This window comes from Polycladidibacter stylochi (genome assembly GCF_001562055.1).
Lineage (GTDB): Bacteria > Pseudomonadota > Alphaproteobacteria > Rhizobiales > Stappiaceae > Pseudovibrio > Pseudovibrio stylochi.
In genome coordinates this window covers 116,858-142,853 of sequence record NZ_LLWE01000024.1, presented here as the reverse complement: position 1 = coordinate 142,853, position 25,996 = coordinate 116,858, and the positions used below count along the sequence as shown (strand labels likewise).

The window sequence follows — 25,996 nt, the reverse complement described above, 5'->3', positions numbered from 1 at the left end:
GAAAGCGTTAGCGCTGCACAAAAGTATGATGAAGAAAATCTTACACAACTGATTCCACAGGCTTCTGTTGATTTGCCAGCTGATGAGCTGTTGCAGGAAGCTGATGAAGCTGACAATGAGCCGAACTATGAAATGGCGGCGCGTGATGCAATGGCCCCAGTTATCGCTCAGGATACAGATTTGGCGGCCACTGAACTAATGGATGTTCCCCTCGGTGATGAAGCTCTTACTTTAGAGGATACAAACACCGAGGTGGCTCCACAGTTGGATTATAATTCCTATCTTGAAGAGCAAAATGCTTATGATGAGGATGAGGTTGAAGAAATTGAAGCGGCCTTTGACCATGACAGCCAAGAGGCATTTGCAGAGCTTGAAGGTAATGCTTTAGAGGAGCAGCCGGAAGAAGAATGGGAACACGAAGCGCAGCGCCCAGAGGATGCTGCTGGAGAAGATGAAGCGCTTGATTTTGCCCCAGAAAGAATGGTGAACCAAATAAACGAAGAGCCACCGCGCAAATCGCGCAGTGGGTTTAATCTACTTGGCCTGTTCTCTCGTAAAATGCCAGAGGCAGCCCCTGCAAATGATTTGGAGCTACAAAAGCAACAGCTGGCGCGCCCAAGCCTTGGTGCTGCTACAAAAGCAATGCCTTTACGACCGGCGAATGATGTTCACAATAGCAACAAGCCACAGGGAGTTTCGCAAAGTGAAGCAGCTGTAAACACACATTTACAGGCAACACCAAAAGTGCCAGCTGGTTCCAAAGTTCCTGAAACGGCTACGCAGGCTGGTGGAGGTGTTGGCACGCGTGCCCCTGTTGAGAGCCGCGCTGAAAATCAACCAGCTGCCAATGGACAGCCTCGACGAAACTTTGCTGTAATTTCATCTGAGTATGAATACCCGCCCATTGGTATGCTGGCACGTCCAACGGATACGGGTCGTTTTCGTTTAACCAGTGATGCTCTGGAGCAAAATGCCCGAAATCTGGAGGGGGTGCTGGAAGATTTTGGAGTGCGCGGCGAGATAATTGCTGTTCGCCCCGGCCCTGTTGTTACGCTTTACGAGTTGGAACCAGCTCCTGGTATTAAATCATCACGGGTGATTGGTCTTGCGGACGATATTGCCCGTTCTATGAGTGCAATTTCGGCACGCGTTGCTGTTATTCCGGGCAAGAATGCTATTGGTATTGAGCTGCCAAATGCCAAACGCCAAACGGTGTTCCTGCGTGAATTGTTGGAGTCTAACGACTTTAAGCAATCGAAAGGCAAGTTGGCGCTTTCGCTGGGTAAGACCATTAATGGTGAGCCGGTGATTGCCGATTTGGCGCGTATGCCGCACTTGCTTGTTGCTGGTACAACCGGTTCGGGTAAATCGGTTTCGGTGAATACGATGATCTTGTCGTTATTGTTCCGCCTCTCTCCCGATCAGTGTAAGCTGATCATGATTGACCCGAAGATGCTTGAGCTATCCATTTACGATGGTATTCCGCACCTATTAACGCCAGTGGTGACAGACCCGAATAAAGCTGTTGTTGCGTTGAAATGGACTGTGCGGGAGATGGAAGACCGCTACAAAAAGATGTCTAAGATGGGCGTTCGCAATATCGATGGCTTCAACACCCGTGTTGAGCAGGCCAAAACAAAGGGCGAGCGCTTTACCCGTACTGTACAAACCGGTTTTGACCGGCATACCGGTGAGCCGATTTTTGAGGAAGAAGAGCTCCCCTTAGAAAAAATGCCGTATATCGTCGTTGTGGTTGACGAAATGGCCGACTTGATGATGGTGGCCGGTAAAGACATTGAAGGGGCAATTCAGCGACTGGCACAAATGGCACGTGCTGCGGGGATTCATATCATCATGGCGACACAGCGACCTTCTGTGGACGTGATTACCGGTACGATTAAGGCAAACTTCCCGACACGGATTTCCTTCCAAGTGACCAGTAAAATCGACAGCCGTACAATTCTTGGTGAAATGGGCGCTGAGCAACTGCTGGGTATGGGTGATATGCTTTACATGGCTGGTGGGGGTAAGACCAAGCGAGTTCATGGTCCGTTTGTCTCTGATGATGAAGTCGAGGCTGTTGTGCAGCATTTGAAAGCCCAAGGTACACCGCAATATCTTGCAGAAGTAACTGAAGGTGGTGATGAAGGTGAAGGCGGTTATGATGCGCTTAGCAAGGGCAGTGGCAATGCCAGCAATGACTTGTTTGACCAAGCTGTAGCTATAGTCGCGCGGGATCGCAAGGCATCGACTTCTTATATCCAGCGCCGGTTATCGATTGGTTATAACCGCGCTGCTACACTAATTGAACGAATGGAAGAAGAAGGCATTATTGGCCCTGCAAACCATGCGGGGAAACGCGAAATTCTTCTTCCCGATCATGAAGGTTCGATTTAAAGACAAGGTGTTGCCATAGTGTTGACATGGCATTTCGCTAGTGAACATTATTGATAAAATGGCGGTTTTATCTTGATAGACCAAAGCCAGCAATTGCTGGATTACAAGAGGCAAATATGGGCACAAGTTGCTTGAGAAACAAACTCATTTATTGGATTGGCATAAAGCAATTACTAGCACTCGTAATTGTAGCCTTTTCATTTTTTTGTGTGCCTACTGCAAGCTTGGCGAAATCAGCTAGTAAAGCGCAGGTCGTGGCTAGTATTAACCGCTATTTCAACTCGGTTAAAACAATGCACGGTGACTTTATTCAGTTTGGCCCTACTGGTGGCCGGGTGGAAGGCAAGTTCTTTATTCACCGGCCTGGTAAAGTACGGTTTTACTACAATAAGCCTTCATCGTTGGATATCATTGGCGATGGGGAAATGATTTCGGTTAAAGACCGGAAATTACAGACGCAGGATTTATGGCCGCTTTCACAAACCCCGCTACGGTTCTTGCTTTCTGATAAAATTGACTTGCAGCGTGATGCCAATGTTACATCGATCCAGATTGAACCAGATTTAATTTCTGTCGTGATTGATGATAAGACCAAGTTTAATTCGGGCCGCTTAACTCTTGTGTTTGATAGTGCTGATTACCGGTTGAAACAATGGACTGTACGCGATAGCCAAGGCTACGATACTTCTGTAGCTATTTACAACGTAGTTGAGAATGGCCCGACCAACCCGAAGCTTTTCAAAATCGACTATTTGGCTAATGCGCGGCAAAACCGTCATAACGACTAGTGATTTTGTAGGGCATATATAGCTAAGCATACTCTAATGGAATTTTTTGACTGCGCACAAGATAGTTCGCGTTTAAGCGCTAGCCACCGGTTATTGTTGGCGCAATGCCAGCGTCGCGGTATCGGTTTTTTTCTCGATACGCAATTTCAGTATGTTGGTTACTTTGTTTTGCCATGCGGCACGAAAATGCCCTTTAAAGGGACTGCTTATCCAGTAAATGATTATGGAGCCGGACTGGTTGCCAATGACAAGCAGTTTTGTAATGGGCTGCTTGCCAGCCAAGGCGTACCTGTTCCCCGTTCTATTCTTGTGCATAATGAGGGAGCGTTGCTTGGGTTTGCGCGCTCTCATGCCCACTTTGCCGATTCATTAAATGGTATAGAGGCTGCACTTGGCTTTGCCGACCGTGTTGGCTTTTCTGTTTTTGTGAAGCCGAATGATGGTTCGCAAGGCAAAGATGTTTATGAAGTACGCAGCAAAGAAGAGCTTTTATCGAGGCTGCAAGGTATGCTGCGCAGTTACGACAGTGCCTTGGTACAAGAAAAGATCGAAGGGCTTGATTATCGTCTTGTCGTGGTTGGGGAGCGTGTGATGGCTGCAATCGAGCGGCGGCCATTACATGTGTTTGGCGATGGTCACAGTACATTCGCCGAACTAATTGATAAGCATTTGCGCCAATTACTCATTGAGAAGCCAAGCCTGAAGCTTGCTTTTAATGATGCGCGGATAATGGAGCACATTGCGAACAGTGGCCGCTGTCTAACAGATGTGCCCTTAAAGGGTGATTGTATTGACCTGCTGGCAAATGCCAACCTCTCGTGCGGTGGGAGCTGCGTTGATGTGAGTACACTTGTGAGCCAGCATTTTCGAAAAATGGCTATTGATGCCGTTCGGGCGAGCGGTTTGCGTTATGCTGGAATTGATTTACTGGCACAAGATATAAGAGCGGAAAGTGGCGGATGTATTTTGGAAGTGAATGCCGGGCCGAGTTTTGCCGGATTTTTGGCGAGTAGCAAAGCACATGAGGCGCGGGTTATAGATGTATTTGATGAGGTTTTAAAACTCATTGTGTGATTGGTGGTTTGAGAAGCCACTTACATAGCTTGGAAAAGTATAACCAGCGATAGGGTGATGTTGCAGGCAAATGTGGTGATCAGCAAAACCTGCGAGATGGTATCTACGCGCACTTTATATTGAATAGCCAAGATAAATGGTAATGTGCCGCAAGGACCTGCAGCGACAAACATGCCCGGTCCTTCCCAGTTCGGTGCCAACTTGAATACCATTGTAAATGAAATTAGTGCCAGTATTGGCATGACCAGCAGTTTCATGGTGCTGATGAAGCTGACCAACCCGACATTACCGGTTAGTTTTTGACCGCTTAGAAACAGCCCTAACGCAAATAAAGAGCATGGAGCTGCTGCAGAACCTAAAAATCCAGTAAAAACACCTAGGCCATTGTCAAAGGATACTCCGGCTATGTTTAATACAAGACCAGCGATCAGGCTGAGCGAGTGTGGGTTGGTGCCAATGGTTTTGGCGATATGCTTTACTTTATCCGCTCTTGATGCGCTGGTGCTGCTTTTACTCGCACAATCCATTATAATAACCGTTGCGCCATACATAATCATCATATCAACAGCAATGACCGCTGTGACAGGTAGAATAGCATTCGCGCCGTATATGACCTTAGCAACGGGTAAAATAAAGAAGGTATGATTGACAAAGCCTGCCATGAAGCCAAGCAGAATACTTTCACGCAGATCACGCTTGAACAACTTATAGCTGACCAAGGCTACGCTGGCATTTATCAAGAGGCTGACAGAAAAATATGCCAGAAGATAAAGAGGCTCAAAGTCATGGAAAGGGGCCTGCCCGCTCAAACCTAAGAAGAAGGGCGGCAGCAAAGCATAGAATACCAAGCGGTTAATTGTATTAACTGCTTCGGCATCAAATATCTTCTTTTTACCAAGAATATAGCCAATGACAACAACACTGAAAATTGGAGCTATGGCGTTAATAAATGCATCTATCACGGTAGGCACTCTTCGTTTTTATATTGCTCTACACGAAAAAAAATGAAAGTGGAATGGGTAAGCTTGCCGCAACTAAATATATATCAAGTAAATCATAAGTAAAATATCACTCATCTAATAGTAAAGTGGATATATTTATTATGAATATATTTGCGTGTGGTATATTTTATATCTGCCCAGAGTTGTGGTTCATATTTTTTATTCCATTCGTATTTTGTCGGGTATGTGCAGCGCGGTGATGTAACTTTGAGGGGGCTTATTCCCCCTCGATACAATCAGTAGGCCCCAAGCTTTGTTTCACGTGTATATTCTTCGTCAGGCACGTATTTGGTGACAGCCTGTGCACAAATGGTAACGCCTTTGGTGGCGTCATAGGTGGTTGATGGTGAGCCGTGGAGCTCCCAACCACGATTAAGGGCTTGGGTTACTCTGTGGCAAAACTCCGGTGTATCCGGTTCAGTTATCAGACGATAAAGGCGCATGTTTCTCGCTTGTTGTTGTTTTGTTAATGGGCTTGCTTTGTAGCATAAAGCACGATTGCCTAACCACGTTCTAACAAGCACTCAGCCATTGCAACAACTTTTTCTCCTTGTTCGGCATGTAACCGCTCGACCATTTTGCCTTCTACCTGTAGCGCACCTTTTCCCTTATTCTCTTCGGCGTTAAATGCGGCGATGACTTTCTTTGCCCATTCCACCTCTTCCTGGTTGGGTGAAAAGACATCATTACTGACGGCAATTTGCTTGGGGTGTATTAGAGTTTTACCGTTCATACCGAGTAAAGCCCCTTGTTCGGTTTCTTTTAAGAAACCTTCCGAGTTTGAAAAATCGTTGTATACGCCATCAATTACATCGATTTTAGCAACGCGTGCTGTTGCAACACAGCTCATCAGCCAAGGAAGGAACGCTTGCCGGCCCTCAACGAGTTTTGCCCCGGTTTCTTTTGCCAAGTCGTTAGTGCCGATAACTATGGCACCCACATTACAGGGCAAATGCGGAATTGTTTCAGCAATTTCTTTTGCGGCAAGAATTGCTTTGGGTGTTTCCATCATAATCCAAAGATCAATTTCACCGGAAACACCCTGCTTTTCCATAAGTTCGGCGACTTTCCAAAGATCGTTCGCACTGCTTACTTTCGGCATTAAAATCGCGTGTGGTTTGGCTTTCGTGGCGGCCTCTAAATCATCTAGGCCCCATTCTGTATCAAAGCCGTTGATTCGAATAACAACCTCTCTATAGCCATAGCCACCTTCCTGAACAGCTTGGCAAACCAATTGACGGGCTGTTTGTTTTTGTTCCGGGGCGACGGCATCTTCCAAATCCAAGATGAGAGCATCACAAGGCAGGCTGCGCCCTTTTTCGAGTGCGCGCGCATTAGAACCTGGCATGTAGAGCACACTACGACGTGGCTTTAAGTTTTTTATTGCCTTAGCTTTGCACATAACGATTGAGCACTCCTTATTTCGCTTCTTTAGCTGAAACTAGAGACTTGATCGTGTGATGACCATTCCCCAATTGGGCTAGGATGCTGAAGGCTTACCTCGTTTTAGCAAGGACCCTACAAGCTCTTGTGCGGCAACGGCTGCGCCTCCAACAATAAGCAGGCAGGCTAGAACGACGGTCCAGGTTAAGCTCGCAAAACCCAGCGCTATCATGAGTGCTGTGGAAAGCAGTGGCGCCGTATAGGCTAAAGCCCCTAGCAGCTGTATATCGCCATGCTTCATACCGATATCCCATGTGAAGAAAGATAGCCCTAGTGGCATTACTCCCATGGCAAATACGGCAACCCATTCACTGTGGTTTTGGGGCCATACGGTTGTTTCCCAAATGAGGTGGCAGACAAGTGACAGAAGTGAGGTTGTTAAGCAAAACACGGCAACAACCTGGGTTGGAATTTGCCCAAAATACCGAGTGATGACAGAATAGCTTGACCAGACCAGTGCTGCCATAATTGCTGAGGCGTAACCGAATGTATACTCTGGTGATATGCTAAAAGATGTGCCACCAGTGACGAGAATAGCCGCACCAAGTAAGCCCATCAATGCCCCGAGGATATGGAAATATCGCAATTTTTCACCGGGCAAAGCTGCGGAAAATACGACAATAAGCACGGGCCATTGATAGTTGAGAAGGCTGGCCTCTATAGGCGGTGCGTTGCGGATGCCTAAGAATAAAAACGCATGGTAGGCAAACATGGCAAATATTCCCAAAGCATAAACTTTTGGAGGTTGACGCAGGCTTTTTGAAAAACCCGGTTTGCTTGCGTAGCCTGCAAAGGCAATGATGGATGAGATGGCAAAGCAAATAGCATTGAGCTGAAAGGCGGGTAAGCTTCCGGCATAGACGCTAAGCGGTGTGAGCAGTGACCACATGACTATTGCTGAAAAGCCAATAAGTGTGGCGGTTTGTCGCTGTATTGGCAGCATTATTTTTTTCTTTCTAAATAAATCGGTACAATGACGCGAACTGGTATATAACAGGTTGACGCGATATTGCTGTTTGTTTTTAGATTACATAAAGGTAGTTCTACCTTAATTCGTTTTTCTACATAGCCAAGTGTGGCTAGTTTGACCGAGTGGGAATGAAAGCTATGACTGATCTTAGGATCAGACCTTTGGGTCCTCATGATGCCCCTAAGCTGGCATTATTGATTGCAGAAAACGCACAGGCTGTGAAGCGCGGGGCACCAAGACGCCCTGATGAAGTGTATGCCGAAGCTATGATTGAAAACAACCAAGTTGAGCTGCTCGGAGCCTATGACGATGGTGAGCTTATCGGTTTTGCAGCTTTTTATGACTTGCCTGATTTGACCAGTGGCCTGAATTTTGGCCAGCTGGAGGATATTTACGTAAAGCCTGAGTATCAGGGAAAAGGCATCGGCCGTGCCTTGATTGGCCAGCTCGATGAAATTAGTAAAAAGCGTGATTGGGAAAACATCCGCTGGATGGTGCCTGCCAAGCCTGTTGTGGATGTTGGGTTGACTGGCCTTTATGAGCGTATCGGCGAGCCGGGCGAAAAAACCAGCTATTTTATTAATACAGATAAGCTCGAGAGTCTTTGAGTTTAGTTTTATTGATGAAACTAATAATTATCTGGGAGGGTTAATACCCTCCCTTTTTATTGCACTGCCAAAACTGTCAGCTTTGATCCCAGTTAGAGCAGTTTTTGTTGCGGTCCAAGGTCAATAAAACCAAGATATACGCGATTTTTTCTATAGGATATTGGCAGGTTAGCTGTTACCTGCCCATTGCTATCAGTCGTGCCAATGGCCATGGCCGCTGCTTGTATGGTGCTTGGTAATGATGAGCCACTTGGAAACAAGGGTTCGAGCAGGTTTGAAAGGTTTTGTGCGCCTGTCACGGTGAGTGGCAAGTCACCTTCCAAGTAGCCATTCGGGTTTAGACGGAGTGCCGTGCTGGTTTTAAACGAGACTCCGTCCACTTTGGCGTTGAGCTGCTTTATAACGAATGTTAGCGGACCATGTTGTAATAGTGCTTCTAGCGAAGAGGGCTTATTCTTAATGATGTTTGCCCCACTTTTAAGAACAATACGTGATGTTATGTCCATAGGGCTGTTAAAGGGCAATACATCTAGCCGAGCTGCGTTGGCAACGATTGCGGCTTCCAGATCTTGCTCATTTTTTGTTTCGCGTAGATGGACTTCGCCTGAAGCGACAGAAAAGTGAATTGGCAAGTCTGAAGTGGTGATTTTGGCTTTCAGCCGATTAATATCAATATCTAACTGGGTAATGCCTTCCGTCGTTGCACGTGCACTGGTTAGTGCCTCTTGCCAGTTTGCAGTGATTGTGGTTCCCGCATGGGCAATTGAAGTGCTAAATGGTGAGTGTAAAGCAACAATAATGTGACCGGGATTATAGGCTAAGGCGGTTGCAGTGAGTTGCGATAAGTCCAGCTTTATATCTTTACTATCAATAATTAGCGGCGTGCAGTTTAATTCAAACTTCCAAGGAAAACCACTTATGTCTTGTGCGCCGCAGTTAATGTTGGTGCCCTGCTGGGCAGCAACTGCGATGCCATTGCGTAAAAAGTCGCGTATCGCACCACGACCAAAATCCCAGACCATAGCCCAAGCAAAGGCAATAAATGCAATGATACCAGCGAGAATGTAATATTTTTTAGTGCTCTTTTTGGCTGTAGTATTCACATGCCCCATGAGTGCTCCAATCGTTTTAACAAATCAAGTTGCAAGAGCTTTGGCATCCTGTTAGGCGATCGGCAACAGTTATTTTACAGGAATTATACGCATATGTCAGATTTATGGGTTTTTGGATATGGATCGCTTATGTGGCAACCCGGATTTGAGTTTGAAGAGGCCATACCAGCCACTCTTGTTGGTTTTCATCGATCGCTTTGCATTTATTCCTGGATCCATAGAGGCACACAGGAGAAACCCGGCTTGGTGTTTGGACTTGATGAAGGTGGGCACTGTGCAGGTATGGCTTTTCGTGTGCGAAGTGAGCTTGTTGATAAGACAACTACGTACCTGCGTGCGCGTGAACAGCAAACGATGGTTTATAAGGAAATTCTAGCACCGGTCGAGATATCGCAAAATGGTCCGCGTAGAGTTGAGGCCCTCAGCTTTGTGGCCGATCAAGACCATGAGCAATATGCGCAAAAACTGAGCCTAGAAGAGCAGCTTGAGATTGTACAAGCAGCTAAGGGGCAGTCAGGTGAGAACGATGTGTACGTGATTAATACTTATAATCACATGGAAGAGTTGGGTATTATCGATAAAGATCTCGCTTGGATCGTCAATAATTTACGCCGGTAAACAATTGAGCGATAAGCAAATGAGTTGTGTTAGGCTGCTTGTTGGTCACCGTTACAATGCAGCTTTGCAGTTAAATCATCGAGTGCTTTTTGCCTGGATTTGGAATCAACGGCAAGGAAGTGTGCATACAAACGCACATGGTCAAGATCGTCCGGTGTCGGGCTCCAGTTTTGAAAGTCGCCCGATGCGCTTTCGCCAAGCCATACGACGCGGTAATCATCTTGTGGGCAACAAATAAGAACCACAGCTGATGGACAATCAACCAAGGCTTCAGGTTCACTCTGGGTGAACAAATACTTTTTACCGCTTTCGCCATGCCAGTAGCGAAAGCGCTCGCCCAAACCAAGCTCTTCAACCACACGAACGGCGGCATTCCCAATCGGCTCAAACTCCAACACAACAGGCTGCATCGTTCCCTCCTGTTTCGTCGTGCGTATGAATCGAGATTAGAACAAAAAGAGAACTCGAATCAAGGCACTTTTTGGAACAAAACAAGTTCACTTAATTATTATTAACCATAATTAAAGAATAGTAAACGTTATTTTTCCTGCCTGAAGCTTGAATTAATTTATGTTTTCGCCATTTCCTGAATTCAACTTGCGTTTTGCAAGAGCTTCCTTAACGATAAAATTATCAGGAGTCTTTTCTGCCGCTTGGTCAAAAAGTGTATTTGAGGCGGTTTCAATTTTGTCGGTCAAGGTCTTTAAGAATACCTCAGGCTCAAGGCCAGGCTGTATGGGAGGGAGTATCTGGGCTGTTATTGTTCCCGGTAGGCGGAAGAAACGCCTGCGTGGCCAATAGACACCCGAGTTTAAAGCAACGGGCACAACAGGGCAGTTAAGTGTTTTATATAGGTGAACAATGCCGTATTTATACTTTGGTTCGGCTCCTGCTGGCCGGCGGGTACCTTCTGGAAAAATGATAATTTGACGGCTTTCCGCTATAGCCTCTTTGGCTTTCTGGCTCATTTGTGCCAATGCGACCCCTTTGCGGCCCCTATTGACCGGAATTTGTTTTAGTTTCCAAATGTACCAGCCAAAAAGCGGGATTTTCCTTAGCTCTGCCTTTAGAATAAATGTTGCGTTACTCAAGCCTGGAAAAAGCGCAAATGTTTCCCAAGCGGACTGGTGCTTTGCGGCAATGATACAGCCACCTTCTGGGATATTTTCCCACCCCTTAACCTCTGAGTTCACATTGCAAATGTAGCGCAGCAAGAAAAAGTTAAAGTAAGACCATGTTGGAACAACTTTGTAAGCCCACTTTCTTGGCAACAGGAAAACGGGCGACAGCAGGATCATAATTACAAGAGTGCCTACGTAAAACAACAGGTTAAAGACAAGTGAGCGGAGAAAGAGCATGCGGGTATGTCCTGTTATATGGGACGAGGCTTTAAGCCGCTGTGTTTAAAGCTTAACAAGCTCAGCGCAGCAGGGCCTGTGTCTTAACTTTAATCGTCGCCAATATGAGCTTTGTGTATTCATGGAAAAGAAGGTTTAGCGTAGTTTTTTCCATATACCACTGCTCCAGTTTTAAATCCTTATGATAAACTGGGCTAGGAATGAAGGTCACATACGGCATAATTGCTTTCATTTCAATCAATGCCCGTGGCATATGGTATGCACTAGTAACAATAATTAGTGATTTAAAGCCATTATCTTTTACCCATTTCAGTGTCGAAGTTGCATTTCCTGATGTATCGAGTGCGTTGCGGTCTAAGTCAACGCAGCAATCGAACAGCTCGACATGTTGTGAGGTAAGCTTTGCTATTTGCTTGGCTTTGGTGCTGGGGTGTACACCAGTAATCAGCAGGCGATGTGCCCTTCCCTTTACTAATAGCTTTAGTGAGTGATCTATTCTTTCTTTGCCACCGGTAAGTACAACGATGCCATCAGCTTTTATTTCCGATATTTCTTGGGTTTCAATATGGTGGATGTATAGGCCGAAGCCTATCAGGAAAAGCAGGGATAATAACAGAGAAACAAATAATAGTAGTTTTACTAGTTTTTTAAGATGGCGATTCAGGGCCTTGCTTTTAGTCTTGCTGGTGGGGGCAGCATGATTAAACGGTGGGGTCATAAATAGTCCTGAACCTTACAAACGGGTTCTGATGATTTGGTAATTAATAGGATTCTATGCCTAATTATCAATAATGGCGATATTATATTCTTTATGGCACGAGTTGTTTGAAAACGCCAGAATGCTTTATTCCATATTTGCCAAATGGGCATGAACGGCTAACCGGCTTGTTAGTGCTGTTAATATAGCAACCAAAAAGATAATTGCCAGTATGCCCAGATATCCGGCGGCGCTTACTGATATTGTTCCGAACAATGTTTGTAGCTGGCTGGCGGCCACACTGCCCGTTTCCGAGTTGCCAAACAGGCTGATCGCAAAAAAGCAAAGGGTTGCGAATGTGCCACCGATCAAGCCACCTTTCAGGCCGAGAATGAGGAAGTGCCTTTGGAATTCATTGGCAATGAAGCTATCTTCGGCACCTACAAAGTGGAGAACCTCGACAACGTCCTTATTGCCGGACATGGCTGCGCGTGTGGCAAACACCACTGACAGGACCATTGAGCACAATACCAAGGCTAGAATTATAAATCCGCCAACCACTGTACCGCTAGCCATGGCTGAAAGTTGACGTGTCCATAAACGGTGGTCATCCACGCTGGAGGCTTTGATATCGTGTTCGACAGTCTTTTTGAGTTCTTGTAAATCTAACTTGAGTGGATCGGCAACTTCAACCAATATTAGGCGTGGTACTGGTAAGTCATCCAGTTCTAACCCGGCTCCAAGCCAGGGCTGCAAGAGGTCGCGTGTTTCTTTATCTGAAAGGGCTCTTGCCCCTCCAACACCTGGAAATTCTTGAACAAGGGCGAGTGTACGATCAATTTCTTGTATCATATTCACCCCGTCTGCAGGGCGTATTTGAATTGTCACTTCGCGCACCAAGTCGCTCGTCCAGTCGTTCGCAGCATCGTTGACTATGCTGACAAAGCCAACAGTTAGACAGGCCAAGAAGCTCATAATTGCTACAACGAGCATAAGAGCACGCCCTGCAATTGCTTGAGAAGGTACGATTGGTGAGGGTTGGCCTTCACCTCTCTGCCCTCTTTGTAAGGTCGTTTTAATTTTATTTCGAGCTTTGGGTGGCAACTTCAGCTTATTGCTTAAGCTATTACTTCCTATGGTTTTTTTTGTTGCTGCTGGCCTTTGGGGGCGACTTGGCGTTGCGCTTTGCCCTTTAGGCGCGCGCGGTTGGGCGGCGTGCCCTCTGGTTGCATGCGGCTGAGCTTTTTGAGGCTGAGGCTGCTTGTGCGTAACCTTTTGCTGCAGGTGCGCTCCTGAGGCCTGCCTAGAGGGGTGAGCGCTGCGCCGCTGGTTTGATAATGGCGGTTCTTTGCGGTTTTTGTGATCAGCCATATGTGGTTAACCTTCCGCCATCCAGCACAAAATGCTGCGCTTCGACTTGCTCTATTAGGTTTAGGTCGTGTGTTGCTATTAACACGGAGGTGCCAAGGCGGTTTAGTTCCATAAATAAGCGTAGTAAACGGCGTGCAAGTGGCGCGTCGACGTTACCTGTTGGTTCGTCAGCTAGCAAAACCTGGGGGCGTGTGATTAATGCCCTGGCAATAGCCGCACGCTGTTTTTCTCCACCCGATAAAACTGGGGGTAGGACAAACATCTTTTCACCCAACCCAACCCACTTCAGGAGATCAATTACATCGGGGCGATACTCGGATTCTGATTTGCCTGCAACTCGGTGAGGTAGTGCGACATTTTCATAGGTGGTTAAATGGTCGAGCAGTCGAAAATCCTGGAATACAACACCAATTTTTCTACGTAAGACCGGCAATTGCGGTTTTGTGATTCGGTTGGTGTCTTGTCCAAAAATTGTAATTTGACCGCGAGTTGGTTTTAAGGACATGAACAGGAGTTGTAGTAAAGACGTTTTTCCAGCCCCAGATGGGCCTGTTAAGAATTGAAATGATTGCGGTTCAATGTTGAATGTAAGGTCGCGAAGAACTTCTGGCCCCATTCCATAGCGTAGCCCGACATTTTCAAAGCGAATCACTCCAAAGCTCCTTTAGCTTTATGTATATTCTTATGTTTGCAAAACTACCCGCCGTGAATTAACGGATTATTAAGGCTAAATTGAAGCTAACTGTTCACAAAGCAAAAGTTGCTGATTAGAAACACCTGTTTGTTGAAGAGGTGTAATTATCGTTTTTTTAATGTCAAGCCAATGTAGATGATCTCTTAAACATAGGATGACATTATGTTCCTATTGCATTGCGGGGGTGCAACATGCAATTGGAAATAAAGTTCGTTGCTTAGCTACATAAAATCAGGGCGTTTTGCACATGAAGATAACTTGTGAGAGTTGTCAAACATCCTATCGTATTGGTGCTGAACAAATCGGTGCAGGAGGGCGTAAGGTAAAATGCGCCCGTTGCGGAAAGATTTGGCATGCCGTACCTGTTGCTGATGGTGTTGGGGAGACACCTGATGAGCGTGATCAAAGCGAGCATTACGAAGATGTGTCGCAGCCCTATGACCGCACGCTTGATTTAGGGCAAGAGCCCAAATCCGAGAGGGCAGATTATACTGAAAATGACACTCGAGGCGAGGATAAGGACGGACAAAGCTTAAGTGAAGAAGGCACACGCGCTAGCTCAGTGAAAAAAACACAAGAAAAGAGTGCAAAACGCTCGAAAAAGAAGCCCACGCAGCGAAAAAAAAGCAAGTCATCGTCCGCTTCCGGTGCTATATACCCCGCGCGCGCTTTTGGTGTTTTGGTTTTTCTTAGCTCCATAGGGTTATGTCTTGCTTTGGTTGCCTATAAAAACACGGTAGTGAAAACCTACCCTGATTTAGCCAGCCTTTACCAATTAGCGGGCATATCTGTTAATACACGAGGGCTTAGCTTCGACGGGTTGCGGACTTTCCGTGAATATGATGGAGGTCAGCCCGTACTTGTTGTTGAAGGCTCTATTGAGAATGTCTCTGAAAAACCTGTACCTGTTCCAGCAATTCTGTTGAGCATGCGTGCACAAGACCAAAGAGAACTAACGGCCTGGTCTGTTGTTCCACATGCCAAGCAGTTGGCTCCTGGGCAACGTACCCGTTTTAGAACCCGATTGGCCAAGCCATCGGATATGGCCGCCGATATCCAGCTGCGCTTCATAACGCGCAATGTAAAAAAAGCGAAAACTGATGGCTGATAAACCAGATATACGTGTTTTATTTGATGAAGACACAATAGCACAGCGTGTTCAAGAAGTTGCCGAAGAAATTGCTGCAGACAAGCCGCATAACCTTCTTGTAGTTGCTATTTTAAAGGGCAGCTTTATGTTTGCAGCCGATTTAGCACGTGCCTTACATAAATCTAATATCGCGCCGGAAATGGAATTTTTACACCTTTCCAGTTATGGAAAGGGCACAGTCTCTTCGGGAGAGGTTAAAGTCCTACGTGACATTGAGAGCAATGTTGAGGGCCGCGATGTAATTCTCGTTGATGACATTCTTGAATCTGGCAGGACACTGCTATTTGCCCAGAATATGATCGCTAGCCGGGGGGCTAAATCTGTTCGTGTGGCAGCGTTACTTGATAAGCCAAAAAACCGTATTGCCGAAATCAAATCGGATTACATTGGCTTTGATTGTCCTGACAAGTTTGTGGTTGGCTATGGCATGGATATGGGACATGCTTGGCGTCAATTACCTTTCATTGGCTACGTGCCACAGGAAGGTGATGAATAACTAGAGGAAGCGGCTTTATGGCGCGAGTACTGCTAAGTGAAGACGATGATGCCGTCAGAGCGTTTGTTAAACGCGCTTTGGAACTGGACGGACATCGCGTGATTGCCGTTGAAGATGGTAGTGAAGCCGCGCTGACTTTAAGTGAGGAAGAAGGTGCGTTTGACCTTCTTCTTTCCGATATCATGATGCCGGAAATGGATGGTATCGCGCTGGCAAAGCAGGCAAACTCGATGTTTCCACAATTGCCGATATTGCTGATGACAGGTTATGCGGATTTGCGTGAAGGCGCGGAAGATGTTCGCAACTGTGTGGAAGATGTATTGAACAAGCCGTTTTCCCTACTAGAAGTTCGCAATGCCGTTAAAAACGCGCTGGCTGATAGTGTTCCCAGTGCTGAGGGTAGCTTTTACGCCTAGCAACCATGGGGCTTTCTTGTGCCATGCGTGAGTTTGCCTGCCATTTTTATGGGAGCTAAATGTTGCAAGAAGCCTCTTCGTCAAGAGGCTAATTATATAAATCCATTAGACGCTCTAAATATTTTAATTCATCTTCCGTGCGTCCAGTTTCGGAGAGGCGGCGGCGTAACTCCTCAAGAATTTTACGTGCACGTTGCGTGTCGATCACTTTTGGTACTTCAACCTGATCGCCAAATTCGGGGCCAATAAAGCGCTGCATGCGGCCTAACGGGTCACGTGAAAGAATGTTGTTTTGTGATAGGCCTGTACCAACGGATTGATTGCTAAGCTCATTCGCCAGTGATTTGGCCATATCTTGTAGGTTTGTCAGCGCGTCCGACTGGTGGGGTATTGCTTCGCCTGCCTGTTTGTTTTTGAGGGCCTGAGTAGCTCTGCCCATGGATTTGGCCGCATCTTCAAGCTTATCCAGTTTCGTAAGCCCGCCATTTATGAGTTTATCCAGTAACTGCTCTAAGGTGCTGGAAAGTGCTTGCTGGTGCTCTTGTAGGTTCTGAAAATCTTTCGTTGAGGGGTTGGCACCTTTATCTGGCCGTAACCAGTCGGGCAGATTTTGGCCAGGATTTGCGTTTTGAGGGTCTAGTTTATGGGTTTGATCCATTAGCTGCTGTTGCTCGCCAATCATATCTCCCAGTTCACTGAGCGCTTGTAGCATCTTCTTTTGCTCTTCAGTGAGCGGTTGGGGGGCAGCCCTTTGCATATTGTTGAGCATTTCTTGCATTTGGGATAGCAGTTCGCGTGCGGCCTCATGTGAGCCGGCTTGTGCCAACTGCTCAATTTGATCCAGCATTTTTTGCATATCTTGCGGATCCAAATGCTGAGCCAAGCTCTCAAGCTGCTGTTGGTCGGGCGAATTGGGATGATCTTGCATTTTTTGCGCCAGAGCTTTCATGTAATCGTCCATGGCCTTACGCAGGTTGTCCGTCAGCTTGGAGATTTCTTCAGGTGATGCGCCCTCCTCTAAAGCTTGCTCCAGCGCCTTTTGAGCAGTTTTAAGTGCTTGTTCGATAGCGGATAAGTTACCGTCTTCGATAAGGTTGGCGAGTAGCCAGTAATCATCAATTACTTGCCGCAGGTCATCCGCGTTTTGAGCTAGAATTAATTGTTTGTAAGCAAAGCGCAGGGGTAGATAATTTCGGGAATCATTAAAAAAAACGTCGGGGGCCAATAAAAGAGCATCCATTGTATGAATAACGGATGTTAAGTTATGTAGGTTCAATGCCAGCTTCTTACGTTCCGAAATAAGCGCTTTGGCCAAGGGATGCGAGAACTTTTTTTGCGGTAAAGTCAGTGTGTAAATTGGTGAGTAGCCAACGTTACCAGCTGTATCTTTGGCACGTAGGCGCATCCATAATTTACTTCCAGACCAAGGGTGGTCGGTTATATCTTTTAGTGTCGATGCTTCGTGATTATCGTTATTGCCTGTTGGAAGTGACAGATTAAAAGCCGGCGCTGATACTAATGGTATCGGCTTTTTCTTTTGATTGCTTTGCGAGGTAAGCAGGTTTTTTTCCGCTGCTTTCTCATAGAGGGCGAGCTCAACGCTAGCCTCGTCCAATGCGTAGTCGTCTTTGATAAAATAGGTTAGCTTTAAGCTGCCGGAGAGCTGAGGCTCTGGCGTTTTTGTCAGGTAGATTTCTGGGGCAGAATCTTCTTTCACCTCTAGTAGCCAGCTATAAATTGGGTGCCCGTTTTGACTTAATGTAAGAGTTCCGTTGCTTTTCAAGGGAACTGACCAGTTCTTATTCTGCTTTGTATCGGGGGCGTTTTTTGGTGGTAAGGGTGTGGAGCTACCTGTTTTACTAGCAATAAATTCCAGTTGGTATTGCTCTTGCGAGTAGACTTTTACTTCAAACAAGCTGAGTTCCGGTACTCTTATGTGTGCTGCGGGGTCCCGAAAACTTGCAGTTTCACCTGTTAAAATAATTGGCGCTTCACCTGTGTAGGCTGGGGGAGAAATCCACGCGTCTATGCGCGGCGGCTCCTGTTTTTCCTGCTCTGGCAGCTTAAAGGGTGCAAGTAATGTTCCCCACCGGTTGGTATCTGTGAGCGAAAAGCCGATGATAAGGAGCATAAGGGCTACGACACGCAAGCCGAACGGATCTTTGCGATAGCTTTTGGGGTTGGGAGAGCCAAATGTCAGGTTATTGATTTGGTTTTGTAATCGTTTCTTGTGTGCATGCCAAAGTGCTTTGGCTTGCGGGTCGTACAAATTGCTTGGCAGATGATCATTCAGTGCCTGAAGCGGGGTGTGCTTCAGGTTTGAATGGGTTTCTATTCGCTGACGTGCTTGCGCTTTGCTTGGCCATTTAAGTGATAAAAATGGATGACAGAATGCGAAAAAAACTGCCAGTATTGCAATGGTGCTAAGTGCAGAAAGCCAATAGGGTAACCAATTCCAAAGGCCTAAAAAGCTAAAAGCTACATAAAAGCCTACCACGATTAATGGTGGTAGGCACAGTGGTAGCAGCTGCTCTGTAAAAGCAGCAAGCTGCGCCTGTTTAATTTTTCTGTTCAGGCGCACTTGTGCCTGCGCTAGGAAAGCACTGCTGTTTTCTGCTTCATGGGGCTGATCGCTGTGGCTCACGCGGACCTCGTTTCCTTGTGCTACAAGCATAGGGGGGTGAGTTTAGACGATCAACCTTGCAAAATTCTAAGCATCTCCACAAAAAGCCTAGGCTTTATTGACCCAATTTGGAACGGTGTCCTGTGCAATGAGGTCTTCGTAGCTTCTGCGCTCACGTATAACGGCATATTTATCGCCATCTACCAGAACTTCAGGTACTAAAAGGCGCGAGTTATAGGTGCAAGACTGAACAGCACCATATGCACCCGCTGAGTATACTGCGAGCAAATCACCCTCATCGACTTTTGGTAGTTCGCGATCTTTAGCAAGGTAATCACCGGTTTCGCAAACAGGGCCAACTACATCGGCGAAAATTTTGTCACCCTCTTCACGGGCTTGCTCAACAGCTGCGATTTCGTGATGAGCTTCATAGAGTGTTGGCCGTATCAAATCGTTCATGGCGGCATCAACGATAATGAAGTTTTTGGCATCGCCCTCTTTTACGAAAATTGTTTCGGTTACCAAAATACCGGCGTTTCCAGCAATTAGGCGGCCTGGCTCAAAGACTACCTTACAGCCTAACTTTTCTACGTGCTTTCGAACCACGTCAGCATAGGCGCGCGGGTCTGGGGCTTCGATACCACCACCGTAAGGAATGCCCAAACCACCGCCAACGTCAACGTGTTGAATGGCATGACCATCAGATTTCAATTGCGCCACTAGCTCGCCCAGACGGGAGAACGCGCTATCAAACGGCTCAAGCGAGGTGATTTGCGAGCCGATATGCATGTCTATACCCGTTGCTTTTAAAGCGGGTAGTTTTGCAACTTGTGCGTAAACTTCGCGGGCTCGTTGCCAAGAGATGCCGAACTTATTTTCTGCTTTACCTGTGGAGATTTTGGCATGGGTTTTGGCATCAACATCGGGATTGATACGCAAGGAGACCGGTGCAACCTTGTCCATTTCGCTGGCAACTTGCGAGAGGCGTTGCAATTCAGGCTCGGATTCGATGTTAAAGCATAAGATACCCGCTTCGAGCGCGAAGCGCATTTCACTGCGCTTTTTACCTACGCCAGAGAAAACAATTTTATTGGCTGGAATGCCGGCTGCCAAGGCGCGGCGCAGCTCGCCTTCCGATACCACATCTACCCCAGCACCTTTTTGCGCTAAGACTTGCAGTACTGCCTGATTGGAATTGGCCTTCATAGCATAGCAAATAAGGTGGTCAATTTGCGAAAATGCTTCAGCTAAAACTGCATAGTGGCGCTCAAGTGTGGCGCGTGAATAACAATAAAATGGGGTGCCAACTTGAGATGCGATTTTAGTAAGGGCGACGCTTTCGGCATGCAAGGTGCCATCTTTATATAAAAAGTGGTGCAACGGGTTCGTCCTCTGGCAGCCTGTTTTGCTGCATATTTACTTTGTAACTGATTTATTTGCCAATGAGCGGGTCAAGGATAAAACCTTTAGACTTGGGTTTATCCGGCATTGCTGTGGCTGGTGCGCTGTCAGCGCTATTGGTTTGTTTTGGTGGCTGTACTGGTGCTGGAGGGACCAAATTACCCTTGCGTCCGCAACCTGCTGTTGCCATTGTTAGTGCTAAGCAAAATATGGAAACCAAAAGAGACTTTGAGCGACAACGGGTGATAGCCATAATTTTTCCTAGGAGTTCTAAGTAATTAGTGATTTGAAGCGTTTTAAAAGCTCTATCGCTAATTGGCAGTTTGCCTGTCTGTTCTGGTTGTGGCAAGGCTTGATTTGACCTAGCCTTGCCGTGGATTGAATATGCTTTGTACTAGCTAAGCTCTTTCAGCCAGCGTGCAGCCTGCTCTTGCACGTTTTGAGGGCTGGTACCGCCATAGCTAACACGTGAGCGCACAGAGTTTTCGACTGTCAACACATTGTAGATGTCGTTGGTGATTTGCGGTTCAACACCCTGCATTTCTTCCAATGTCAACTCGTGAAGCTCGACACCTTTATCAACGGCCAGCTTCACAATGGCACCAGTAACATGGTGGGCATTTCTGAATGGCATACCCAGAACACGTACACACCAGTCTGCCAAATCTGTTGCTGTGGAATAGCCAGACCCTGCTGCCTGTTTCAAAACATCTGTGTTTGGCTCAAGATCGCGGATCATACCCGTCATGGCGGCTAGAGCAAGCGAGAGGTTAGGCAGGGCATCAAATGCTTGCTCTTTATCTTCCTGCATGTCCTTGGAGTAAGTGAGCGGCAAGCCTTTCATCATCACCAATAGGGCATTCAATGCACCGTAAATCCGGCCGGTTTTGGCGCGAATCAGCTCGGCAGCGTCCGGATTCTTCTTTTGCGGCATGATGGAGGAGCCGGTCGAGAACTTGTCCGATAACTTAATGAAGCCGAATTGGGCGGAACACCAAATAACAATTTCTTCGGCAAGGCGGGAGAGGTGCATGGCGCAAATCGAGGCATCGGCTAGAGCCTCGAGCACGAAATCACGGTCAGACACGCCATCAAGCGAGTTGGCTGTTGGGCGGTCAAAACCCAGCGCTTGCGCAGTTTGTGTCCGATCAATGGGGAAAGATGTGCCCGCCAGTGCTGCAGAGCCCAGCGGGCATTCGTTCATGCGTTTGCGCGCATCAACAACACGGCTACGATCACGGGCAAACATTTCCACATACGCCAACAGATGGTGGCCGAATGTGACTGGTTGCGCTGATTGCAAGTGAGTGAAGCCAGGCATAACATCGCCCGCGTGCTTTTGGGCCTTTTCGCTCAGTGCCTGTAGCAAATCGGTCAGCTGGGCCTCTAACTGGTCCATGCTATCGCGTACCCATAGGCGGAAATCGGTGGCGACCTGATCGTTACGCGAGCGGGCGGTATGCAAGCGGCCTGCGGTGGGGCCAATTAGCTCGGCGAGACGCGCCTCAATATTCATATGAATATCTTCAAGAGCACGAGAGAAAACAAACTTGCCTTCTTCAATCTCTGCTAGGATACTATCAAGACCCGAGGTTATTGTTGTGGCGTCTTCGTCACTGACAATGCCTTGCTTCGCCAGCATGGCAACATGGGCCTTAGAGCCTGCAATGTCCTGCTTATATAATTTTTGGTCAAAATCGATGGAAGCGTTAATTTCTTCCATGATTGCGTCCGGGCCCTCAGCAAATCGGCCGCCCCACATACGGTTGCTCATTATGTGCGCCCCTTCTGGAATTGGGATTAATTATGAAGTTGTCATCAAGTAGCCGAAACTTAAAGCTTGGAAAAGCCTTATTCGCCGGAATAATTGTAATTGCTGCCCTTGGCCGTTCAGTTTTTCCGGCCAATTCGCAAGAAACGCTCAAGAGTGATCAGGCTTGCGAGCTTTCCTTACAAGCTGCCAAGGCTATTAAAGCTAATAGCGCTAAAGACTTTGGGCGGATTCAGCCTGCCTCTAAAGCCTTAACCATGCTTGATTTGAATTTTCATGGTGCGGATGGGCAGCCAATGGATATGACAGCTTTTAATGGCAAAACTGTTTTGCTGAACTTGTGGGCCAGCTGGTGCGCACCCTGCCGAAAAGAAATGCCAGATTTGCACGCGCTGCAACAAAAACTTGGTAGCGATAAATTTCAGGTGGTGGCAGTTAATGTGGACCGCAGAGGTGATCCAAACGACTTTTTGAAAGAAGTTGGTGCAGCTGGGCTGCCAGTTTACTCCGACAATTCTATGGGCATTTTGCGCCAGCTACGTAGCAAAACCCGTGCACGCGGTCTGCCTTCTACCGTTTTGATTGGTGAAGATGGCTGTGAAATCGGCGCGATGGTTGGCCCTGCTGAGTGGGCTTCTGATGAAGCGGTTGCCTTGATTAACGAGGCGGTGGCAGCACAGAAATAAATGGATGATCGTTTGTGCAAGGGAAGGTGTCCCTTGCACTTTGAGAGGATACTGGAGCAATGAGATGCTGGAGTGGGGCTTGGCTATTTGGTTCGCTCGCGCATCAAGCCTTCTTGCGAGGTTGAGGCGACTAGTTTGCCTTCTCTCGTGTAGAGTAATCCACGAGTGAAAGCGCGACCGCCCATGGTTGCCGGGCTGTCTTGTGTGTAAAGCAGCCAGTCATCTGCCCGAAAATCACTATGGAACCACATGGCATGGTCAAGGCTTGCAACCTGTACCGAGGGATCAAAGACGGAAAGACCGTGAACATGTAGCGCTGTGTCTAGCAAGGTCATGTCTGAAGCGTAAGAGAGCACGCACTGGTGCATTCTTGGGTCATCTGGCAGCGGTGCTGTCGCTCTAACCCAGACATTTTGCTTTGCGGGAAAAGGTTTTTTGGAAAAATAGCGCTCCAATTCAACCGGGCGTAGCTCAATTGGACGTTTTCTTTGGAAGTATTTGCGAACAGGCTCCGGGGCGTGTTCAATAAATTTTTCCTTGAGGTCTTCCTCGCTGGGCAGGTCTTCTGGCTGGGGCACTTGTGGCATCTCAATTTGATGGTTCAGCCCGTCTTCCCGAACTTGAAAAGAGGCTGCCATGGAGAAAATTGCCTGACCATGCTGGATAGCCACCACTCTTCTGGTGGTAAAGCTACCGCCATCGCGAATGCGGTCCACTTCATAAATAATAGGTACCTCAGGGTCGCCAGCACGTAAAAAATAGCCATGTAAAGAATGGTTGGTGCGCTCGCTGGGTACCGTTCTGTAAGCGGCAACAAGCGCTTGGCCGATAACCTGTCCGCCAAACACACGCTGCCAGCCTTCTTTGGGGCTTAGACCGCGAAATAGGTTGTGTTCCAGCTGTTCTAGGTTAAGGATACCTAAAAGACTGTCGACAGCATTGCTCATGAACGATATTTTCCGCTTAACTGGTGTTATAAACTAAACTTGCACTAAAGAGTTTTGTTGACGTAAAAGTCAACCAAACATGTGTTTAGGTGTGATTTTGTCGCCCATGCAATCTGTGGGAGTACTTAGAAGGACGAGGTTGCTTTAAGCACATAAATTGCACCCTTGAGGAATTTGCCTTCTAAAGAACGGGAAAGAAAAATTGATGGTTACAGCGGATCAAGCAACCAACGCGCCCCTTTATGACGTTGTGATTGGTGGTGGGGGCTATGTGGGGCTGACGCTCGCACTGGCGCTCAAACAGTCCGAACCATCAATGCAAGTTGCTGTGATTGATCTGCGGCCGCGCAGCGCCATCGAGAATGATCCTCGCTCCTCTGCCATTGCAGCAGGTGCGGCACGTATGCTGGAGCAGTTGGGCATTTGGTACCAGCTAGAGCCAGAGGCACAGCCAATTCATGAAATGATTGTGACTGACAGCAAATTGAATGACAGCGTGCGCCCTGTTTTCCTGACATTTTCCGGCGAAGTGAAAGATGGTGAGCCGTTTGCCCATATGGTGCAAAACAATCATATGGTTGGGGCACTGTATGATAGCGCGGTGAACGAGGGCGTTGATGTGTTTGCCCCTGACCGTGTTCAGGATTTTGCCGTTGAAGCGGGTAAAACAACCGTAACGCTTGGCTCGGGTGCCATTTTGCAGGCCCGACTTTTGGTTGCAGCTGATGGTGTACGCTCCCAATTGCGCGGTTTGGCCGGAATTTCATGTAACCGTTGGTCGTATAATCAAAGCGGAATTGTAACGACTGTGGCGCATGAGCGGGAGCATAACGGGCGGGCTGAGGAACACTTTTTGCCATCAGGTCCCTTTGCTATTTTGCCATTAAAGGGCAACCGCTCTTCTATTGTCTGGACAGAGAAGTCGCTGGAAGCCGAGCGCTTGGTCAAGGCAGATGATTTTACCTTTGAGATCGAGCTGGAGCGGCGCTTTGGCCATCATCTGGGGGCTTTGAAGCTGGATGGGCCGCGCCAAGCCTTTCCGCTGAACCTGACTTTGGCACGCTCTTTTGTGAAACCGCGTTTTGCATTGGCGGGGGATTCTGCCCATGGTATTCATCCTATCGCTGGGCAAGGATTGAATTTTGGTTTTAAAGATGTGGCTGCACTGGCTGAGGTGTTGGTGGATGCGCACCGACTGGGGCTTGATATTGGCAGCACGCACATTCTGGAGCGTTACGAAAGCTGGCGGCGTTTTGATACCTGGCAAATGGGTGTGACCACCGATGTTTTAAACCGGTTGTTTTCTAACAATGTTGATCCGCTGCGCTTTGCGCGCGACTTTGGTTTGGGTGTGGTGGAGCGTCTGCCAATGTTGAAAAAGGCCTTTATTGGCGAGGCTGCGGGGATGAGTGGACCGACGCCAAAGTTGTTGCTGGGACATGAGCTATAGACGATTGCTGAAATTCATTGGTGGTAGGTACTCGACGTGCAAAAAACAATTTTGATTACAGGCTGTTCCACAGGCATTGGCTATCGTGCTGCGCATATGTTGCAAGAGCGCGGTTGGCGGGTAATGGCCAGCTGCCGCAAGCAAGCGGATGTGGAGCGGCTCATTGGAGAAGGGCTGGATTGTGTTCAGCTTGACTATCAAGACAGCCAGAGCATTCATAGAGCTTTTGAAAAAACGCTGGAATGGAGCGATGGCAAGTTGGATGCATTGTTCAACAACGGTGCCTATGGCTTACCGGGAGCCATTGAGGATTTGCCCGTAGATGCGCTGCGACGGCAGTTTGAAACCAACTTCTTTGGCTGGCATGAGCTGACTCGCCTTGTCATTCCGGTTATGCGCCAGCAAGAGCAAGGGCGTATTGTGCAATGCTCTTCGGTGCTCGGTCTGGTGGCGATGGATTATCGCGGCGCTTATAATGCGACCAAGTTTGCTTTGGAGGGCTATACGGATACGTTGCGTCTTGAGCTGCATGGTACTGGAATACAGGTGAGCCTGATTGAGCCGGGGCCGATTGCGACCGAGTTTTCAAAAACTGCAGTGAAGATGTTTTTTGAAGAAATTGGCGAAGAAGCCAAGACAAAATCACCATTTGCTAAAAGTTATGAGCGGCGTCTTTCCATGCTAAGTAAGGGCGGGACCACAAAGTTCAAGCTGCAACCTGATGCGGTGGTTGAAAAGCTAATTCATGCGATTGAGGCCGATAAAGCAAAGCCGCGCTATTTTGTAACTTTTCCCACTAAGCTTATGGCGGTGCTACGGCGTGTGCTTTCTACTAAGGGGCTGGATGCTTTTTTACGTCTTGCGGCGAAAAGTGAGGAGTAAGGTTTCGCTATTCTTGCTGTAAACTGCATTTGAGAGAGGGAGT

Annotated in this window: 25 protein-coding genes and 1 pseudogene; 11 read left to right on the top strand and 15 right to left on the bottom strand. The window is 47.4% G+C overall.

The annotated features are described in order from the left end of the window. Window positions 1–945: 945 nt before the first annotated feature. The 3 genes and pseudogenes from AYK67_RS17565 to AYK67_RS07075 form a co-directional block, all read left to right on the top strand. A pseudogene (locus tag AYK67_RS17565) lies at window positions 946–2,397 on the top strand (DNA translocase FtsK); the annotation flags it as partial. A 254-nt stretch (window positions 2,398–2,651) separates the two neighbouring features. Further along, window positions 2,652–3,185, top strand: a complete 534-nt coding sequence (locus tag AYK67_RS07080; RefSeq protein WP_208976235.1) for an outer-membrane lipoprotein carrier protein LolA — start codon at window positions 2,652–2,654, stop codon at window positions 3,183–3,185. Window positions 3,186–3,221: 36 nt separating this feature from the next. Beyond that, on the top strand, window positions 3,222–4,259 hold the full coding sequence (locus AYK67_RS07075) for a hypothetical protein (RefSeq protein ID WP_068084230.1): 1,038 nt from the start codon (window positions 3,222–3,224) through the stop codon (window positions 4,257–4,259). 20 nt (window positions 4,260–4,279) lie between these two features. Here the strand turns inward: AYK67_RS07075 and AYK67_RS07070 are convergent, their stop codons facing one another. The 4 genes from AYK67_RS07070 to yddG form a co-directional block, all read right to left on the bottom strand. Further along, on the bottom strand, window positions 4,280–5,221 hold the full coding sequence (locus AYK67_RS07070; protein WP_068084228.1) for an AEC family transporter: 942 nt from the start codon (window positions 5,219–5,221) through the stop codon (window positions 4,280–4,282). Window positions 5,222–5,496: 275 nt separating this feature from the next. Then, the gene (locus AYK67_RS07065) at window positions 5,497–5,703 is read right to left on the bottom strand and encodes a DUF1737 domain-containing protein (protein ID WP_068084225.1); all 207 of its coding nucleotides are present in this window, start codon (window positions 5,701–5,703) and stop codon (window positions 5,497–5,499) included. A gap of 59 nt (window positions 5,704–5,762) precedes the next feature. Beyond that, complete coding sequence (locus AYK67_RS07060) at window positions 5,763–6,662, bottom strand: HpcH/HpaI aldolase/citrate lyase family protein (RefSeq protein ID WP_068084222.1); 900 nt, start codon at window positions 6,660–6,662, stop codon at window positions 5,763–5,765. Between the two features lie 78 nt (window positions 6,663–6,740). Beyond that, window positions 6,741–7,646, bottom strand: a complete 906-nt coding sequence (yddG, locus tag AYK67_RS07055; RefSeq protein ID WP_068084218.1) for an aromatic amino acid exporter YddG — start codon at window positions 7,644–7,646, stop codon at window positions 6,741–6,743. A gap of 164 nt (window positions 7,647–7,810) precedes the next feature. Here yddG and AYK67_RS07050 point away from each other — a divergent pair, with 164 nt between their 5' ends. After that, window positions 7,811–8,281: a GNAT family N-acetyltransferase gene (locus tag AYK67_RS07050; RefSeq protein WP_068084215.1), complete on the top strand. Its 471-nt coding sequence runs from the start codon at window positions 7,811–7,813 to the stop codon at window positions 8,279–8,281. A gap of 92 nt (window positions 8,282–8,373) precedes the next feature. Here the strand turns inward: AYK67_RS07050 and AYK67_RS07045 are convergent, their stop codons facing one another. Continuing rightward, a complete protein-coding gene (locus AYK67_RS07045) occupies window positions 8,374–9,393 on the bottom strand; it encodes a DUF2125 domain-containing protein (protein WP_068084213.1) in 1,020 nt (339 codons plus the stop codon). Between the two features lie 93 nt (window positions 9,394–9,486). Between AYK67_RS07045 and AYK67_RS07040 the strand changes: the two genes are divergently transcribed. Continuing rightward, complete coding sequence (locus AYK67_RS07040) at window positions 9,487–10,011, top strand: gamma-glutamylcyclotransferase (protein ID WP_068084210.1); 525 nt, start codon at window positions 9,487–9,489, stop codon at window positions 10,009–10,011. 29 nt (window positions 10,012–10,040) lie between these two features. Here the strand turns inward: AYK67_RS07040 and AYK67_RS07035 are convergent, their stop codons facing one another. From AYK67_RS07035 to ftsE, 5 genes are all read right to left on the bottom strand, one after another. Then, window positions 10,041–10,421 (bottom strand): hypothetical protein, encoded by a 381-nt coding sequence (locus AYK67_RS07035; RefSeq protein WP_068084207.1) that lies wholly within the window; start codon window positions 10,419–10,421, stop codon window positions 10,041–10,043. A 153-nt stretch (window positions 10,422–10,574) separates the two neighbouring features. Next, on the bottom strand, window positions 10,575–11,369 hold the full coding sequence (locus AYK67_RS07030; protein ID WP_068084204.1) for a lysophospholipid acyltransferase family protein: 795 nt from the start codon (window positions 11,367–11,369) through the stop codon (window positions 10,575–10,577). A 61-nt stretch (window positions 11,370–11,430) separates the two neighbouring features. After that, complete coding sequence (locus AYK67_RS07025) at window positions 11,431–12,087, bottom strand: YdcF family protein (protein WP_068084201.1); 657 nt, start codon at window positions 12,085–12,087, stop codon at window positions 11,431–11,433. A 126-nt stretch (window positions 12,088–12,213) separates the two neighbouring features. Beyond that, window positions 12,214–13,437: a cell division protein FtsX gene (locus tag AYK67_RS07020; RefSeq protein ID WP_208976234.1), complete on the bottom strand. Its 1,224-nt coding sequence runs from the start codon at window positions 13,435–13,437 to the stop codon at window positions 12,214–12,216. Next, entirely contained in the window at window positions 13,430–14,089 is a 660-nt protein-coding gene (ftsE, locus tag AYK67_RS07015; protein ID WP_068084198.1) for a cell division ATP-binding protein FtsE, read from the bottom strand. The genes AYK67_RS07020 and ftsE overlap by 8 nt, the downstream gene beginning before the upstream one ends. A gap of 289 nt (window positions 14,090–14,378) precedes the next feature. On the opposite strand from ftsE, the gene AYK67_RS07010 reads away from it, so the two are divergent. From AYK67_RS07010 to AYK67_RS07000, 3 genes are read left to right on the top strand one after another with little or no spacing between them, the layout of a single operon-like run. After that, complete coding sequence (locus AYK67_RS07010) at window positions 14,379–15,239, top strand: MJ0042-type zinc finger domain-containing protein (protein ID WP_068084195.1); 861 nt, start codon at window positions 14,379–14,381, stop codon at window positions 15,237–15,239. Further along, complete coding sequence (hpt, locus tag AYK67_RS07005; RefSeq protein WP_068084192.1) at window positions 15,232–15,777, top strand: hypoxanthine phosphoribosyltransferase; 546 nt, start codon at window positions 15,232–15,234, stop codon at window positions 15,775–15,777. The genes AYK67_RS07010 and hpt overlap by 8 nt, the downstream gene beginning before the upstream one ends. A gap of 17 nt (window positions 15,778–15,794) precedes the next feature. After that, complete coding sequence (locus AYK67_RS07000; protein ID WP_068084187.1) at window positions 15,795–16,193, top strand: response regulator; 399 nt, start codon at window positions 15,795–15,797, stop codon at window positions 16,191–16,193. Between the two features lie 88 nt (window positions 16,194–16,281). Here the strand turns inward: AYK67_RS07000 and AYK67_RS06995 are convergent, their stop codons facing one another. From AYK67_RS06995 to argH, 4 genes are all read right to left on the bottom strand, one after another. After that, complete coding sequence (locus AYK67_RS06995; protein WP_162265090.1) at window positions 16,282–18,837, bottom strand: TIGR02302 family protein; 2,556 nt, start codon at window positions 18,835–18,837, stop codon at window positions 16,282–16,284. 87 nt (window positions 18,838–18,924) lie between these two features. Next, the gene (lysA, locus tag AYK67_RS06990) at window positions 18,925–20,196 is read right to left on the bottom strand and encodes a diaminopimelate decarboxylase (protein WP_068084181.1); all 1,272 of its coding nucleotides are present in this window, start codon (window positions 20,194–20,196) and stop codon (window positions 18,925–18,927) included. Between the two features lie 52 nt (window positions 20,197–20,248). Next, complete coding sequence (gene lptM, locus AYK67_RS06985) at window positions 20,249–20,470, bottom strand: LPS translocon maturation chaperone LptM (protein WP_068084178.1); 222 nt, start codon at window positions 20,468–20,470, stop codon at window positions 20,249–20,251. 141 nt (window positions 20,471–20,611) lie between these two features. Further along, the gene (gene argH / locus AYK67_RS06980) at window positions 20,612–21,991 is read right to left on the bottom strand and encodes an argininosuccinate lyase (RefSeq protein ID WP_068084176.1); all 1,380 of its coding nucleotides are present in this window, start codon (window positions 21,989–21,991) and stop codon (window positions 20,612–20,614) included. Between the two features lie 32 nt (window positions 21,992–22,023). Between argH and AYK67_RS06975 the strand changes: the two genes are divergently transcribed. Beyond that, on the top strand, window positions 22,024–22,674 hold the full coding sequence (locus tag AYK67_RS06975; RefSeq protein WP_068084173.1) for a TlpA disulfide reductase family protein: 651 nt from the start codon (window positions 22,024–22,026) through the stop codon (window positions 22,672–22,674). A gap of 83 nt (window positions 22,675–22,757) precedes the next feature. Here the strand turns inward: AYK67_RS06975 and tesB are convergent, their stop codons facing one another. Continuing rightward, window positions 22,758–23,621 carry an acyl-CoA thioesterase II gene (gene tesB / locus AYK67_RS06970; RefSeq protein ID WP_068084170.1) on the bottom strand — a complete coding sequence of 288 codons (864 nt, stop codon included), beginning with the start codon at window positions 23,619–23,621 and terminating at the stop codon, window positions 22,758–22,760. A gap of 205 nt (window positions 23,622–23,826) precedes the next feature. Here tesB and AYK67_RS06965 point away from each other — a divergent pair, with 205 nt between their 5' ends. Both AYK67_RS06965 and AYK67_RS06960 read left to right on the top strand, forming a co-directional pair. Further along, window positions 23,827–25,071 (top strand): ubiquinone biosynthesis hydroxylase, encoded by a 1,245-nt coding sequence (locus tag AYK67_RS06965; RefSeq protein ID WP_068084168.1) that lies wholly within the window; start codon window positions 23,827–23,829, stop codon window positions 25,069–25,071. A gap of 36 nt (window positions 25,072–25,107) precedes the next feature. Next, window positions 25,108–25,953: an SDR family oxidoreductase gene (locus AYK67_RS06960; protein ID WP_068084164.1), complete on the top strand. Its 846-nt coding sequence runs from the start codon at window positions 25,108–25,110 to the stop codon at window positions 25,951–25,953. Window positions 25,954–25,996: the final 43 nt, after the last annotated feature.